The organism is Serinicoccus profundi, from assembly GCF_008001015.1.
Lineage (GTDB): Bacteria > Actinomycetota > Actinomycetes > Actinomycetales > Dermatophilaceae > Ornithinicoccus > Ornithinicoccus profundi.
In genome coordinates, this window is the sequence record NZ_CP042862.1 from 767,097 (window position 1) to 782,948 (window position 15,852).

General features: G+C 72.5%; 8 protein-coding genes and 1 pseudogene. 6 read left to right on the plus strand and 3 right to left on the minus strand.

What is annotated here, in order from left to right; all coding sequences use genetic code 11:
- Window positions 1–72 precede the first annotated feature (72 nt).
- From FA582_RS03630 to FA582_RS03655, 6 genes and pseudogenes are all read left to right on the plus strand, one after another.
- Window positions 73–1,278 carry an acetyl-CoA C-acetyltransferase gene (locus FA582_RS03630; RefSeq protein WP_010149116.1) on the plus strand — a complete coding sequence of 402 codons (1,206 nt, stop codon included), beginning with the start codon at window positions 73–75 and terminating at the stop codon, window positions 1,276–1,278.
- Window positions 1,275–1,808 carry a GNAT family N-acetyltransferase gene (locus tag FA582_RS03635; protein ID WP_029541814.1) on the plus strand — a complete coding sequence of 178 codons (534 nt, stop codon included), beginning with the start codon at window positions 1,275–1,277 and terminating at the stop codon, window positions 1,806–1,808. The genes FA582_RS03630 and FA582_RS03635 overlap by 4 nt, the downstream gene beginning before the upstream one ends.
- 51 nt (window positions 1,809–1,859) lie before the next feature.
- Window positions 1,860–2,835, plus strand: a pseudogene (pip, locus tag FA582_RS03640) (prolyl aminopeptidase).
- A gap of 7 nt (window positions 2,836–2,842) precedes the next feature.
- The gene (locus FA582_RS16600) at window positions 2,843–3,613 is read left to right on the plus strand and encodes a DUF1353 domain-containing protein (RefSeq protein WP_010149113.1); all 771 of its coding nucleotides are present in this window, start codon (window positions 2,843–2,845) and stop codon (window positions 3,611–3,613) included.
- A 37-nt stretch (window positions 3,614–3,650) separates the two neighbouring features.
- The gene (locus tag FA582_RS03650) at window positions 3,651–4,778 is read left to right on the plus strand and encodes a hypothetical protein (protein WP_010149112.1); all 1,128 of its coding nucleotides are present in this window, start codon (window positions 3,651–3,653) and stop codon (window positions 4,776–4,778) included.
- A 58-nt stretch (window positions 4,779–4,836) separates the two neighbouring features.
- A complete protein-coding gene (locus tag FA582_RS03655) occupies window positions 4,837–5,868 on the plus strand; it encodes a co-chaperone YbbN (protein ID WP_010149111.1) in 1,032 nt (343 codons plus the stop codon).
- 60 nt (window positions 5,869–5,928) lie between these two features.
- Here the strand turns inward: FA582_RS03655 and glgB are convergent, their stop codons facing one another.
- The 3 genes from glgB to FA582_RS03670 are packed head-to-tail and all read right to left on the minus strand — an operon-like array spanning window position 5,929 to window position 15,826.
- Entirely contained in the window at window positions 5,929–11,982 is a 6,054-nt protein-coding gene (gene glgB / locus FA582_RS17490; RefSeq protein WP_010149110.1) for a 1,4-alpha-glucan branching protein GlgB, read from the minus strand.
- Window positions 11,982–13,778, minus strand: coding sequence for a maltose alpha-D-glucosyltransferase (gene treS, locus FA582_RS03665; protein ID WP_010149109.1), 1,797 nt, complete (start codon window positions 13,776–13,778; stop codon window positions 11,982–11,984). The genes glgB and treS overlap by 1 nt, the downstream gene beginning before the upstream one ends.
- An 11-nt stretch (window positions 13,779–13,789) precedes the next feature.
- Entirely contained in the window at window positions 13,790–15,826 is a 2,037-nt protein-coding gene (locus tag FA582_RS03670; protein ID WP_051125241.1) for a maltotransferase domain-containing protein, read from the minus strand.
- Window positions 15,827–15,852: the final 26 nt, after the last annotated feature.

The following is a 15,852-nucleotide window of genomic DNA, read 5'->3' on the forward strand; positions in this document are numbered from 1 at the left end:
GGAAGGCGCATCACGCCGCTACAGTGGCGGGAGTTGGCCTACCCATCACCGTCGCTGGAGGAGTTTCCACAGATGTCTGAGCCCACCACCTCCGTCCTCGTCGCCGGCGCCCGCACCCCCATGGGGCGCCTGCTCGGGTCGCTGTCCTCGATGTCCGGTGCCCAGCTCGGCGGCGTCGCCATCGCCGGGGCGCTCGGCAAGGCCGGCGTGAGCGGCGACCAGGTCGACTACGTCATCATGGGCCAGGTCCTCACGGCCGGCGCCGGGCAGATCCCGGCCCGCCAGGCCGCGGTCGCCGGCGGGATCCCGATGGACGTCCCCGCCCTGACGATCAACAAGGTCTGCCTCTCCGGCATCGACGCCATCGCGCTGGCCGACCAGCTCATCCGCGCCGGTGAGGTCGACATCGTCGTCGCCGGTGGCCAGGAGTCCATGAGCCAGGCGCCGCACCTGCTGGAGAAGTCGCGTTCGGGCTTCAAGTACGGCGACGTCACCATGCGCGACCACATGGCCTACGACGGCCTCTGGGACGCCTTCACCGACCAGGCGATGGGCCACCTCACCGAGGCGGCCAACTGCGCCGACGCGGCCGAGCAGTTCACCCGTGAGCAGCAGGACACCTTCTCCGCGCGCAGCCACCAGCGGGCCGCCGCCGCCTGGGAGAAGGGACTGTTCGCCGAGGAGGTCGTGCCCGTCCAGATCCCGCAGCGCAAGGGCGACCCGGTCACCGTGAGCACCGACGAGGGCATCCGGGCCGACACCACGGTCGAGTCGCTGAGCCTGCTGCGACCGGCCTTCGGCAAGGACGGCACGATCACGGCCGGTTCCGCCTCCCAGATCTCCGACGGGGCCTGCGCCGTCGTGGTCATGAGCAAGGCCAAGGCCACCGAGCTGGGCCTGGACTGGATCGCCGAGATCGGCGCCCACGGCATGGTCGCGGGCCCGGACTCCACGCTCCAGAGCCAGCCCGCGCGCGCCATCGCTGCGGCCTGCGCCAAGCAGGGCATCGAGCCCGCGGACCTCGACCTCGTGGAGATCAACGAGGCCTTCGCCGCCGTCGGCCTGGCCTCGACCCAGGAGCTCGGCCTCGACGAGGACAGGGTCAACGTCAACGGCGGGGCGATCGCGATGGGCCACCCGATCGGGATGTCCGGCGCGCGGATCCTGCTGCACCTCGCCCTGGAGCTGGGGCGCCGTGGCGGCGGCACCGGTGTGGCCGCCCTCTGCGGTGGCGGCGGGCAGGGCGACGCGCTCATCGTCACCGTCCCGGCCCGGTGAGCGACCCGGCGTTGACGCCGTGGCAGGTGCGGGAGCCCGCGCCCGGTGACGCCGCACCCTTCGCGCAGCTGCACGCGCGGGTCTGGCGCGAGACCTACCGCGGCATCATGACCGACGAGGTCGTCGACGCCCTGGCCCCCGAGCAGTTCCTGCCGATGTGGGAGCAGGTCGTGGCGGCGTATGCCCAGGGCCGGGTCGCCGACGACGGCCGCGGCTTCCTCGTGGCCGTGATCGGCGAGGAGCCCGTGGGCTTCTGCAGGCACGGCCCGGCCCGCGACGAGGACCCGCCGGCCCCGCACCAGGTGTGGTCGCTCAACGTCGCCTCCGAGCACCAGGGCAGCGGGGTGGCGCAGGAGCTGCTCGCGCGCGGCCTCGGCGAGCGGGCGGCATACCTCTGGGTGGCGCAGGGCAACACCCGCGCCATCCGCTTCTACGAGCGGCAGGGCTTTGCCCTGGACGGCACGGAGAACCTCGACGGCCACGACGGGGTCGTCGAGCTGCGCATGGTGCGCCCGGCACCGCCCGGCTGACCCTGCCCCAGTCGCACCGGGCCGGGCCGCTACGGTCGAGGGGTGAGCGAGCTGCGGACCTTCTACCCCGAGATCGAGCCCTACCGCACCGAGATGCTGGACGTCGGTGACGGCCACCAGATCTACGTCGAGCAGTCCGGCAACCCGGACGGCAGACCGGTGGTCTTCGTCCACGGTGGCCCGGGCAGCGGCACCAGCCCCCAAGCAGCGGCGGGTCTTCGACCCCGAGCGCTACCGCATCGTCCTCCTCGACCAGCGGATGGCGGGCCGGTCGACCCCGCACGCGGCGACGACGGTCGACCCCGCGGTCTGGGCGACCAACACGACCGGCCACCTCGTCGCCGACATGGAGCGGATCCGGGAGCACCTGGGCATCGAGACCTGGCAGGTCTTCGGCGGGTCGTGGGGGTCCTGCCTGGCGCTCGCCTACGCCCAGGCGCACCCCGACCGGGTGCGCGAGCTGGTGCTGCGCGGGATCTTCACGCTCCGACCGGCCGAGCTGTCCTGGATGTATGAGCGGGGTCACCTCGAGCACGTCTACCCCGACCACTGGGCGTACTTCGTCGCGCCGGTGCGCCCGGAGCGGCGGCACGAGATGCAGCTGGCCTACCACGAGCTGCTCTTCGACCCCGACCCTGCGGTGCACGTGCCTGCCGGTCAGGCGTGGAGCGGCTGGGAGTCCCGGGTGATCTCCGTGCAGCCGGACGAGGAGGGCTACCGCAAGGCGACCGAGCCGGCCCAGGCCGTGGCCTTCGCCCGGATCGAGAACCACTACTTCGTCCACGGCGGCTTCCTGCGCGAGGGCGCTCTGCTCGACCAGGCGCCGACCCTCGCCCACATCCCGACCGTCATCGTGCAGGGGCGGCTGGACATGTGCACGCCGGCGCGCACCGCCTTCGACCTGGCCGCGCGGCTCCCGGAGGCCGAGCTCACGGTGGTCCCCGACGCGGGGCACGCCTTCTTCGAGCCCGGCAACCTCGACGCCCTCATCCGCGCCACCGACCGCTTCGCGACCAGCGGGAGCTAGCCGGCCGATGGGCGAGTTCTTCGACGTGGAGAGCGGGGGCCCGCTGCGGCTGGAGGTCCGCAGCGTGGACGGCCGCGACTTCGTCCTGTTGCGCCCGGTCGGCTACGCCGCCGAGGGGTATGCCGAGCCCTTCGTCGTCCCGACCGGCTTCGTCACCGACTTCGCCTCGGTCCCGCACCTGTTCACCTGGCTCGTGCCCAAGAGCGGGGACTTCCTCCCGGCCGCGGTGCTGCACGACGCCCTCGTCGCGCCGGGCAGCTTCACCGGGCCCGACATCGACCGGCACGAGGCTGACCGCGTCTTCCGCACCGCGATGATCGGCCTGGGGACCGGCCGGGTGCGGGCCTGGCTGATGTGGGCGGCCGTCACCATCGGCACCCTCTGGGCGAGCCGGAGGCTCGGCGCGCGGACGCGGCTCGTCGGTCTGCTCGGGCTGGTCGCCGTGCTCGGCACGGTGGCCACCCTCGACTTCTTCGACGTGGTCTCGGCCCTGCCCTGGATGGGGGACCGGCCCTGGCCCACCGAGCTGGCGCTCGGCGCGCTCTTCGCCGTCGTCGTGCCGAGCCTGCTCGCGCTGACGTGGGGACGCTACTGGCTCGCAGGGGTCGTCGTCGGTGTGGCGCTCGCCCTGCTGCTGCACGTCACGGCGGCGCTGCTGCTCATCTACGCGCTCTATCTCGCGCTGGAACGCGTGGTGAGCGGCCCGGCGGACGACGACGGCGTCCGCGTGCGGGACCGGCGTGCCGCGGACGCAAAGACCAGCCTGGGAAATCCCTGATTTCCCCCGGCGTGGCCCCGATGTTTACCATATCGTTATGAAGTTCTCCAGGATCACCGCCGCCGCCACCCTGAGCTCGGCCCTTGTTCTCGCGGCCTGCTCCGGTGGCGACACCGGTGGCGACGCCGCGACCGAGGCCGGCGAGAGCAGCAGCCCCGCTGCCACCGCCGCCGACGAGGTCGAGACGACCGACGACGAGAGCGTCGCGACCACCGCCGACGACGGCACCGCTGACGCCGCCGCCGACACGGTGGAGATGACCACCGACACCGAGTCGGGGGCGCTCCCGCTCGAGGACGCCGAGGAGGCCGCCGCCGCGGTGCTCACCGAGCGCATCAAGGCCGACCAGGGCGATGGCAAGGACGTCAAGGAGGCCCAGGAGGCCTCGATGGCCGGCACCGTCCTGCGCGCCCACCGGGCCGCCGACAAGCTCGAGGGGGTCGCCGGCGAGCCGCCGAAGGTCGACCTCGAGGACAACCCGGTCGAGCCCCTCGTCCTGGCCATCAGCCGCGACGACGAGAAGACGCCTGCCTACCTCCTCGTGCAGACCGTCCCCGAGGACGGCGTGCCGTACCTCCACCTCCTCTCCAGCAAGAGCGGTGACGCCGAGGACTTCCGGATCACCTGGGAGGCCCGCATGCTCCCCGACACCGTGGTCCCCACCTTCGATGCGCGCTCCGAGGGCAGCCCGGTGCTGCGCTCCGAGCAGGGCGAGCTGACGATGCAGCCGCGCGAGATGCTCAAGTCGGTCGGGTCCTACACCGAGTGGCCGCAGCCGGAGGAGGTCCCGGACTACCGGACCCACGGCTACGCCCCGTCCGTGCGCCAGGCCGCCGAGGAGCAGTCCGAGGCCCTCTCGGGCCAGGCCACCCTGCGCGAGAAGAACTGGCTGGTCTCCGACGACGTCGTCACCCTGCTCTTCGAGGACGGCAGCGGCTTCGTCATGGGCTCCCTGCTGCGCGACACGCAGTTCGTCGTCAACGAGGGCAGCGAGCTGACCACCCCCGACGCCTTCCGGGTGTTCCAGGACAGCGAGGTGCTCTTCAACCAGGCCACGCTGCGCACCTCGGTCTTCGTCGGGATGCGGGTCCCCACCGAGGACGTCGAGTTCAAGCCGGAGATGCTGGCGGCCACCGAGCAGCTGGTCGACGCCTCCGGCGAGTGAACACCCGGCCCTCCCCGGCGCGTTCGGCGCAGGGGAGGGCACGGCATACCCTGGAGACATGAGCCAGCAGCCCTTCTCCTCCGCCGCCCTGCGCGGCGCTGTCGATCTCTCCGCACTCTCCCAGCGCCCCGGTGCGCCCGCCGGTGCCGCTGGTGCGGGCGCCCGCCCCGGTGCGCCCTCCGGTGCCCCCACCGGCGGGGTGCCGGGCCGGAGCGGCGCGCTGGTCCAGGTGAGCGACGAGACCTTCGAGTCCGTCATCAACGCGAGCCTGACCACCCCGGTCGTGCTCGTCCTGTGGACCCCCCAGCTGCCCGAGTCGCTGACCCACCTGAGTGACCTCGCCGAGCGCGCGCGCACCATGCAGGGCCGCTTCCAGGTCGCGGGGGTCGACATCGCCGACAGCCCGGGCATCCTGCAGGCGCTCACGCCGATCCTGCAGCAGGTCTTCGAGCAGGTGTCCTCGTTGCCCGTCGTCATGGGTCTGCTCGGCGGCCAGCCGATGCCCTTCTACCTCGGCGTGCAGCCGATGGAGCAGGTCGACCAGCTCCTCGAGAAGTTCCTCGAGGCCGCCGTGACGAACGCCGTGACGGGCCGGGTGGAGATCGGTGACGACGACGGCTCCGGTATGCCGGGGGAGACCGGTGACGCCGCGGGCGAGGGCGAGGAGACGCCCGAGCTCCCGCCTCTGCACCAGGAGGCCTACGACGCGATCGACCGCGGGGACTGGGCCGCGGCGATCGCCGCCTACGAGCAGGCGCTGACGCAGGACCCCGCCGACGAGCTGGCCCGCCTCGGGCTGGGCCAGGTGCGCCTGCTCGAGCGGACCTCGGGGATGGACCTCGCGGCCGTCCGGCAGGCGGCTGCCGAGCGGCCGACCGACGTGCAGGCCCAGATCGACGCCGCCGACGTGGACCTCGTGGGGGGGCACGTCGAGGACGGCTTCGGGCGGCTCGTCGAGACGGTCCGGCGCACCGGGGGCGAGGAGCGCGACCAGGTGCGCAACCACCTGCTCGGCCTCTTCGAGGTCGTCGGAGCCCAGGACCCGCGGGTCACCAAGGCGCGCCAGGCGCTCATGATCGCCCTCTACTGACGCCGCGCCGAGACGCAGCGCACCCGGTCACGCCGCACGGCGTGACCGGGTGTCGTCGTCTCAGGAGCCGCCGAGGGCGGCGTCCACGACCTGCTGCGCCTCCGCCTGGACCTGTGCCAGGTGCTCGGGCCCGCGGAAGCTCTCGGCATAGATCTTGTAGACGTCCTCGGTGCCCGAGGGACGGGCCGCGAACCACGCGCTGTCGGTGCAGACCTTGACCCCGCCGACGGCCGCGCCGTTGCCGGGGGCCTCGGTGAGGATCGCGGTGATCGGCTCACCGGCGATCTCGGTGGCGCTGATGTCCTGCGCGGACAGCTTCTTGAGCCGCGCCTTCTGCTCCCGACCGGCCGGGGCGTCGATCCGGGCGTAGGCGGGGGCGTGACCGCCGCCGACCTGCTCCACGAGCTCGGCATAACGCTGCGAGGGTGAGCGTCCGGTGCGGGCGATGATCTCGGCCGCGAGCAGCGCGAGGATGATGCCGTCCTTGTCGGTGGACCAGACGGAGCCGTCGCGGCAGAGGAAGGACGCGCCGGCCGACTCCTCGCCGCCGAAGGCGATCGAGCCGTCCATGAGCCCGGGCACGAACCACTTGAACCCGACCGGCACCTCGGTGAGCTCCCGGCCCAGCCCCTGGGCGACCTTGTCGATCATCGAGGAGCTGACGAGGGTCTTGCCGATCGCGGTGCCCTGCGGCCAGTCGGGTCGCGCCCCGCCGTAGAGGTAGTCGATGGCGACGGCGAGGTAGTGGTTGGGGTTGAGCAGGCCGCCGTCCGGGGTGACGACGCCGTGCCGGTCGGCGTCCGCGTCGTTGCCGGTGGCCACGTCGTAGTCGGCACCGCCGCGCATCACCTCGATGAGCGAGGCCATGGCGTCGGCCGAGGAGCAGTCCATGCGGATCTTGCCGTCCCAGTCCAGCGTCATGAACGACCACGCCGGGTCCACCCGGGGGTTGACCACCGTGAGGTCGAGGCCGTGCGCGTCGGCGATGGCCTGCCAGTAGTCGACGGCGGCGCCGCCGAGCGGGTCCGCGCCGATGCGCACCCCCGCCTCGCGGATGGCATCGACGTCGATGACGCGCGGCAGCGCCCGGACGTACTCGCCCATGAAGTCGTAGCGCCCGGCCGACGCGATCGCGTGCTCGACGGGCACCCGCTGCACACCCTCCAGCCCGGCCCGCAGGAGCTCGTTGGCCCGGTCGGCGATCCACCCGGTGGCGTCGGTGTCGGCCGGTCCGCCGTGCGGCGGGTTGTACTTGAACCCACCGTCGCGCGGGGGGTTGTGCGAAGGGGTGACGACGATGCCGTCGGCCTCGCCCTGGGCGCCCGGGGTCTCCCGGTTGTGCGCGAGGATCGCCCGCGACACCGCCGGGGTCGGGGTGTAGCCGTCGCCGTCGTCGACCCGGACCGCCACGCCGTTGGCGACGAGCACCTCCAGCGCGCTGCGCCAGGCCGGCTCGGACAGCGCATGCGTGTCCCGGCCGAGGAAGAGCGGACCGTCGGTGCCCTGCTGCGCGCGGTAGTCGCAGATGGCCTGCGTGGTCGCCAGGATGTGGTGCTCGTTGAAGGCGCCGTCCAGCGAGCTGCCACGGTGCCCCGAGGTCCCGAAGGCGACCTGCTGGTCGAGGTCGTCGGGGTCCGGGACGATCTGCGTGTAGGCCGCCAGCAGCGCGTCCACGTCGATGAGGTCCTCGGCCTGCGCCGGCTGCCCCGCGCGCGGGTGGCGCCCGCCGGAGGTCTCCTGCGTGGCCGCGGCGCCCTCGGCGTCGGACCCGGTGGCCGTGTCGGTCCCGCCGTCGCCCTCGGTGAGCGCCGCCACCTCGGTGTCGCTGTCGGTCCCACCCTCGACCGGGTCGGGGACGAGCCAGACGGCACCCATCGGGGGCACCGTGACCAGCGCCGAGAACGGCTGGCCCTGGTGCGGGTGCTCGACCGCCTCGACCGCGCCGAGGTTGCCCTGACCCGAGCCGCCGTAGACCTCGGCGTCGGTGTTGAGCACCTCGCGCCAGCGGCCGGCATACGGCAGCCCGACGTGGACCTGGTGGTGCGGGATCCCGCTGAAGTTGACGATGCACGCGACGACCGGGCGCAGCCCGTCGGCGCCCTCGTTGCCCCACCGCAGGTAGGAGTACTGGTTGCGGCCGGCGTCGTTGGCGTCCAGCCAGCTGAAGCCGTGCTCGTGGTGGTCGATCTCCCACAGCGCGGGCAGGTCGGCGTAGAGCCGGTTGAGATCGGCGACGAGCGCCTGCACCCCGGCGTGCTCGGGGCGCTCGGTGAGCTCCCAGTCCAGCGACCCGCCGTCGGCCCACTCCCGGGCCTGGGCGAACTCCGAGCCCATGAAGAGCAGCTGCTTGCCGGGGTGGCTCCACTGGTAGGCGAGGAAGGCCCGCGTGGTCGCGAACTTCTGCCACGCGTCACCGGACATCTTGCGCACGAGCGAGCCCTTGCCGTGCACGACCTCGTCGTGGCTGATCGGCAGGATGTACTTCTCGCTGAAGGCGTAGACGAGGGAGAAGGTCAGGGCGTGGTGGGTGTGCGCCCGGGTGAACGGCGAGGCCCCGAGGTAGCCGAGCGTGTCGTGCATCCAGCCCATGTTCCACTTGAAGCCGAAGCCCAGGCCGCCCTCGTCGGTCGGCGCGGTCACGCCCGGCCAGGAGGTGCTCTCCTCGGCGATCATGACGACGCCCGGGGAGCGACGGTATGCCGTGGCGTTGGTCTCCTGCAGCAGCGCGACGGCCTCGAGGTTCTCCCGGCCCCCGTGCTGGTTGGGGATCCACTGGCCCTCGTCGCGGGAGTAGTCGAGGTAGAGCATCGAGGCGACGCCGTCGACGCGCAGCCCGTCGGCGTGGAACTCCTCCAGCCAGTAGGTCGCGTTGGCCACGAGGAAGTTGCGGACCTCGGCCCGCCCGAAGTCGAAGATGTAGGAGCCCCACTCCGGGTGCCAGCCCTTGCGCGGGTCCGGGTGCTCGTAGATCGGGGTGCCGTCGAAGCGGGCCAGCGCCCACGGGTCGGTCGCGAAGTGGCCCGGCACCCAGTCGAGGATGACGCCCACCCCGGCCTGGTGGAGCCGGTCGATGAGGTAGCGCAGGCCGTCCTCGTGCCCGAAGCGGCTGTCCGCGGCGTAGTAGCCGGTGACGTGGTAGCCCCACGACCCGCCGTAGGGGTGGTGCATCACGGGCATGAGCTCGACGTGGGTGAAGCCCATCTGCGCGACGTAGGGCACGAGCTGGTCGGCGATCTCGGTGTAGCCCAGGCCCTTGCGCCAGCTGGCGAGGTGGACCTCGTAGATGCTCATCGGACCGTGGTGGATGTCACCGGCGGCGCGGGCGGCCATCCACTCGGCGTCCCCCCAGCGGTGCGTGCTCGCGGTGACGACGGAGTTGGTGAAGGGCGGGACCTCGCTGGCCCGGGCCATCGGGTCGGCCTTGGCCCGGCGGACGCCGTCCGGGCCGGTGATGTCGTACTTGTAGTGGGCGCCCTCGCGGACGCCGGGGACGAAGAGCTCCCACACGCCGACGTCGTCGTGGGCGCGCAGGGCGTGCGTCGCGCCGTTCCACCCGTTGAAGTCGCCGACGACGTGCACCGCGACCGCGTGCGGCGCCCACACGGCGAAGCGGGTGCCGGTGACCTCACCGAGCTCGTCGCGGACCGTCATGACGTGCGAGCCGAGCGCGCGCCAGAGCTCTTCGTGGCGCCCCTCGCCGATGAGGTGCAGGTCCGTCTGGCCCAGGCTCGGCCCGTGGCGGTAGGCCTCGTCCACGAGGTGCGTCCCGCGCCCGGTGTCGACCTTGAGCCGGTAGGCCGGGATCGTCTCGGTGGGCAGCACCGCGACCCAGATCCCCCCGGTCTCGTGGGTCATGGGCAGGCTCTGGCCGTCGGCGAGCACCACCTCGACCGCCTGCGCCTCGGGCTGGAGCGTCCGGACGGTCACGTGGCCGTCGAAGACGTGCGCCCCGAGCAGGGCGTGCGGGTTGCGGTGCAGCCCGTCGACGACGTCGGTCGCCTCGTCGAGGTCCAGGGGGCGGGTATGCGGTGCGGCCGGCTCGGCCGGCTCGTCGAGGGGACGGCGGACACCCGTCGGGCGGGCGGTGACGACGTCGTCGGAGTCGGTCGCCTCCTCCCACGCCCCCGCGCGCAGGACCTCGGGGTCGCCCTGCGGCTCACCGGACCAGCCGCTGGCCGGCTGCGAGGCCCGCGGGCCCAGGTCGAGCTCCTCGCCGCTGCGGCGGCGCGGCAGCGGCGGGACGGTGTCGATCTGCATGTCCTCGGGCGGGGGGACGGGCGCGTGCGGGTAGCCGCCACTAGCGCTGCCGGGGGACCCGGAGGCGCTCGCGGCGCTGCCGCTCGCGGCCCGCCGGTCACCGGTCGGCGGATGGGACAGGGGGCCGTCGTGCCGGTCCACCTCGATGAGGGAGGAACCGTAGTCGTCCTCGGTCGGCCGGCCCTGCTCGTCCTGCGCGGGATCCTCGATCATAAGGGCCTCCTTCGTCGGGCTCTCGCCCTCGGTCCGTGCGGTGCCGGCGGAGGGCTGCCGCCCATCCGACCCCCCGGTGGTCGACGGTGTGTCGCTCGCCCCGCCGATAGTCTCTGCTGCACCGACCGGGGACGTGGCCGGGTCGGCCGTCGTCGCCGTCTCGGCGCCGTCGGCGGGCTCGGGGCCCTGCGTCCCGGGCTGCTCCGGCGTCCGGTGCCGACCCGCGGAGGAGTCGGGCTCCTGGCCCCACTGCTCGCCCGCGGCGGGGCGCGCCCCCACCAGCCGCTCGACGGCGGAGACCGGGATCGGCAGCCACTCGGGGCGGTTGCGCGCCTCGTAGCTCACCTCGTAGAGCGCCTTGTCGAGCTCCAGGGCGGCCAGCAGCTGTGCCGCGCCACCCACCTGACGCGGGTCCGACCCGGACTCGTCGGCATACCCCTCGAGGAAGGCCTCGCGGGCCGCCCCGGCCCAGGCGTCGCGGTCGCCGGAGCCGGCCCGGGCCGCCGAGGCGGCGGCGTAGTCGAAGGAGCGCAGCATCCCGGCGACGTCGCGCAGGGCGAGGTCGGGCTCGGTGCGCTCGGTGAGGGGCCGCAGCGGCTCGCCCTCGAAGTCGAGCAGGACCCAGCCTCGACCGGGGGCGTCCAGCACCTGGCCCAGGTGGTAGTCCCCGTGCACGCGCTGCAGGTCGGGCAGGTCGGAGGCCTCGACGGCGGCGAAGGCCTGCAGCACCGCCTCGCGGTGCGCGGCCAGCTCGGGGGCGTCCTGGAAGGCCTGCTCGGCCCGCTGGACCATCTGACCGACGAGGTCTCCGCGACGCTCCACACCGGGGCGTCCGTCGAAGGCGTCGCGCAGCGCGGCGTGGACGGCCGCCGTGGCCGCGCCGAGGGTGCGGGCACGCTCGGTGAAGTCCTCGTCCTGAACGGCCGCCACCAGGGCCTGCCGCCAGGCGTCCTCGGTGCCGGGGAGGAACTCCTGGGCGAAGGCCAGGTGCCCGTGGACCTCGGCTCCCGTGGGTGAGGCCCACCGGCCCTCGACGTAGCCGAAGGGGTCGGGCACCTGTCGCGAGCCGCTGCGGTGGACCGCCGCCTGCACGGAGACGTCGGGGTTCTCCCCCTCGTGCAGCACCCGGAAGACCTTGATGATGAGCGGGGTGCCCTCGCGGTGCGTCTCCACGATGATCGAGGTGTTGGACTGCTCTCCGGAGAGGACCCGTGCGCTGGCCAGGGCTGGTGCCAGGCCCTGCGGGGCCAGCCTGCGGGCCTGCGCGGCCGGGACGTCGTGCTCGGCGGCCATCTCGGTGAGCAGGACGTGGGCGAAGACCGGGTCGTGCGTCGCGTCGTAGATGTAGCGCGTGCCGAGCTCGCTGTGCTCCACCGTGGCGACCAGCGCGTGCTCGAGGAAGGGCACCGCCTCGGCCCGGTAGGTGAGCGGGATCTGATAGATCGTGGGCTCCGCGCCCTCGGTCTCGTCGACGACGATGTGGTCCTCGATCCCGACCTCGCCGAAGGGGTCCTGCCACCGGATGCCGGAGACCCTCCGCAGCTGCGGAAGGGCGTCGGCCCCGGACTGCTTGCCGCGGAACCACCGCTGCCGGGCCACCCACGCGGGCAGGAAGTCCTCGAAAATCGGCGTGAGCGTGCCCATCAGGTGCTCTCCTTCGCGTCGGCCTTGCGGGAGCGTGACGTCTTCTTCGCCGGCGCAGGGGTTGCCGCGGCCGGTGCCACGGCGGGCTGCTCGGTCGGCGTCAGGCCGAGCCAGTAGAACCCCCGGGACCCCAGGGTGAGGGTCACGGTGCCGTCGGCCGCGACGTCCGGGAAGTTGTGACCGCCGAAGAGGTCACGCACCTGGGCGCCGTGCAGCGCGGGAGGCAGGGTCACTGTGGCGGCCTGCGGGCGGGAGGACAGGTTGTTGATGCACAGGACCGCGGGGTGGCCGTCGCGCTCCTGCTGCTCCTCGGAGGCCGGGAGGGCACGGGCGAAGGCCAGCACGGCGTCGTTGTCCGCCTCGCAGGGGAGGTACTCGCCCATCCCGAAGACCTCGTGCTGGGCCCGCACCTGCAGCATGCCGCGGGTCCAGTGCAGCAGCGAGGACCCGCTGGCCATCTCCGCCTCGACATTGACGCCGTTGTAGTGGTAGACCAGCGAGCTGACGACGGGGAGGTAGAGCTTGCCCGGGTCGGCCGTGGAGAAGCCGGCGTTGCGGTCGGGGGTCCACTGCATCGGGGTGCGGACCGCGTCGCGGTCGGTGAGCCAGATGTTGTCGCCCATGCCGATCTCGTCGCCGTAGTAGAGGCAGGGCGAGCCGGGCAGGGAGAGCAGCAGCGCGTTGATGAGCTCGATCTCCTCGCGCGAGTTGTCGAGCAGGGGCGCGAGCCGACGGCGGATGCCGACGTTGGCGCGCATCCGCGGGTCGGGGGCGTACCAGCCGTACATCGCCGAGCGCTCCTCGCCGGAGACCATCTCCAGCGTGAGCTCGTCGTGGTTGCGCAAGAAGGTGCCCCACTGGGTGCCCTCGGGGATGCTCGGCGTCTCCTCCATGACCCGGATGATCGGCTCGGCCTTCTCCTCGCGCAGCGAGTAGTAGAGCCGCGGCATGACCGGGAAGTGGAAGCACATGTGGCACTCGGGTGCCTCGGCCGTGCCGTAGTAGTCGACGACCTCGGCCGGCATCTGGTTGGCCTCGGCCAGCAGGACCCGGCCGGGGTACTCCTCATCGACCATGGCGCGCAACCGGGCGAGGAACTCGTGGGTGCGGGGGAGGTTCTCGCAGTTGGTGCCCTCCTCCTCGAAGAGATAGGGCACGGCGTCGAGCCGGAAGCCGTCGATCCCGAGGTCCATCCAGAACCGCACGGCGTCGAACATCGCCTCCGCGACCGCCTCGTTCTCGAAGTTGAGGTCGGGCTGGTGGGAGAAGAAGCGGTGCCAGAAGAACTGCCGGCGGACCGGGTCGAAGGTCCAGTTGGAGGTCTCGGTGTCGACGAAGATGATGCGCGCGTCGGCGTACTTCTCATCGGTGTCGGACCAGACGTAGAAGTCGCCGTACGGGCCCTCGGGGTCCGAGCGGCTGGCCTGGAACCACGGGTGCTGGTCGCTCGTGTGGTTCATCACCAGGTCGGTGATGATCCGGATCCCGCGCGCGTGCGCCTGGCTGATGAGCTCGCGGAAGTCCGGGAGCGTCCCGAACTCCGGCAGGACCGCCGTGTAGTCAGCGACGTCATACCCTCCGTCGCGCAGCGGGGAGGCGTAGAACGGCGGCAGCCACAGGCAGTCCACCCCGAGCCACTGGAGGTAGTCCAGCCGGTTCATCAGCCCGGTGAAGTCGCCCGACCCCGACCCCGTGGAGTCGTCGAAGGCACGCACCAGGACCTCGTAGAAGACGGCCTTGCGGAACCAGTCGGGGTCGTTCTTGAGCCCTGGCTGGTGCAGGTTGAGCCCGCGCATCGTGCTCCTTCTCAGGCCGTGGTGACGTGGATGATGTGGACCGGCTCGTGGCCGTAGCCGGGCCCGAGCTCGACGTAAGGGGCGTCGTCCCAGTGCCAGGTGGCGCCGGTGACGAGGTCGTGCGCGGTGAAGCGGTCGCCCCAGGACAGCCCGAGCGCGGGCAGGTCGAGGTGCAGGCGGCTGCCGCGGACGGAGTAGGGGTCGAGGTTGGCGACGACGAGCACGGTGTCCTGCTCCGAGCCGTCACCCGCGCCGCCGCCGTGCTTGGAGAAGACGAGGACGTTCTCGTCCTCGGCCTGGTGGAAGGTGACGTTGCGCAGCCAGTGCAGGCTCGGGTGCTCGGCCCGGACCCGGTTGAGCATCGTCAGCCAGCCGGTGAGGTCGGGGCGGCCGTCCGCGGGCTCCTGCCAGCGACGGTTCTTGAACTCGTACTTCTCGTTGTCGACGTGCTCCTCGGCGCCCGGGCGGGGGACGTCCTCGACGTGCTCGTAGCCGGCGTAGATGCCGTAGGTCGGCACCAGGGTGGCGGCGAGGGCCGATCGCACGAGGTGGGCGGTCACCCCGCCGTTGCTCATGTAGGGCGTGAGGATGTCGTGCGTCGTGGGCCAGAACGAGGGGCGCATGTAGGCGGCGGTCTCGGTCGCGAGCTCGGTGACGTAGTCGCGCAGCTCGGCGGCGGTACTGCGCCAGGCGTAGTAGGTGTAGGACTGCTGGAAGCCGACCTTGGCCAGCGTGCGCATCATCATCGGCTTGGTGAAGGCCTCGGCGAGCCAGATGACGTCCGGGTGGTCCTGCGCGACGTCGGCGATGAGCCACTGCCAGAAGTTCACCGGCTTGGTATGCGGGTTGTCGACCCGGAAGATCCGGACGCCGTGGTCGATCCACACCTGCACCACCCGGCGGATCTCGGCATACACCGCGTCGGGGGTGTTGTCGAAGAAGACGGGGTAGATGTCCTGGTACTTCTTCGGGGGGTTCTCGGCGTAGGCGATCGAGCCGTCGGCGCGGATCTGGAAGAACTCCGGGTGCTCGCGGGCCCAGGGGTGGTCGGGCGAGGCCTGGAGGGCGATGTCCATCGCGACCTCCATGCCGAGGTCGCCCGCGCGGGAGACGAAGGCGTCGAAGTCGTCGAAGTCGCCCAGGTCGGGGTGCAGGGCGTCGTGGCCACCCTCGGCGGCGCCGATGGCGTAGGGGGAGCCCGGGTCGTGCTCGCCGGCGTCGAGGCTGTTGTTGCGACCCTTGCGGTTGGTGCGACCGATGGGGTGGACGGGGGTGAGGTAGACGACGTCGAAGCCCATCTGCGCGATCGCGGGCAGCCGCTCCTGCGCCGACGCGAAGGTGCCGCTCGTCCAGAGCCCGGTGTCGGGGTCCTGGGTCGCGCCCTCGGACCGGGGGAAGATCTCGTACCACGCGCCGGTGAGGGCCAGGCGTCGCTCGACCAGCCAGGTGCAGGCCGGGGAGGAGCTGACCAGCTCGCGCAGCGGGGTGCGGGTCAGGACGTCCTCGACCCGCGGCGAGGTGCCGGCGTGCAGCCGCTCCGGGACCGGCAGCGCGCTGCGCCGCAGGGTGGCCGCGGCCTCCTCGAGGATCTCGCGGTCGGCGCCGTCGTGGTCACCGGTGTCCACCGCCCGCTCCAGAACGCGGGCGCCCTCCTCGAGCATGAGCTCGACGTCCACCCCGGCCTCGACCTTGATCGTGCCGTCGTGCTCCCAGGTGGCGTAGGGGTCCGACCAGCCCTCGACGCGGAAGCTCCAGACGCCCTCGCGGTCGGCGTGGACCTGGGCCTCCCAGTGCGACAGACCGGGGTTGGTGCACGTCATCGGGACGTGGCGCTCCGCCCCGTCGGGGTCGACGAGCACGACCGTGGCGTTGACCGCGTCGTGCCCCTCCCGGAAGACCGTGGCGCTCACGGTGAAGACCTCACCGACGACGGACTTGGTGGGACGCCGGCCTCCGTCGACGACCGGCTCGACGTCGAGGACGGGGATGCGCCCGAGCGGCTCCTGGCCGAACGCGGCCAGGGCCGAGCGGTCGATGGAGGACGGCATGGCGCGGCTGGACGTCGAGGCGGACG

Bases quoted from the DNA above. Each gene is read 5' to 3' on its own strand.
- FA582_RS03630 (WP_010149116.1), top strand. From the start codon at position 73: ATGTCTGAGCCCACCACCTCCGTCCTCGTCGCCGGCGCCCGCACCCCC.
- FA582_RS16600 (WP_010149113.1), top strand. From the start codon at position 2,843: ATGGGCGAGTTCTTCGACGTGGAGAGCGGGGGCCCGCTGCGGCTGGAG.
- treS (WP_010149109.1), bottom strand. From the start codon at position 13,778: ATGCGCGGGCTCAACCTGCACCAGCCAGGGCTCAAGAACGACCCCGAC.
- FA582_RS03650 (WP_010149112.1), top strand. From the start codon at position 3,651: ATGAAGTTCTCCAGGATCACCGCCGCCGCCACCCTGAGCTCGGCCCTT.
- FA582_RS03670 (WP_051125241.1), bottom strand. From the start codon at position 15,826: ATGCCGTCCTCCATCGACCGCTCGGCCCTGGCCGCGTTCGGCCAGGAG.
- glgB (WP_010149110.1), bottom strand. From the start codon at position 11,982: ATGGGCACGCTCACGCCGATTTTCGAGGACTTCCTGCCCGCGTGGGTG.
- FA582_RS03655 (WP_010149111.1), top strand. From the start codon at position 4,837: ATGAGCCAGCAGCCCTTCTCCTCCGCCGCCCTGCGCGGCGCTGTCGAT.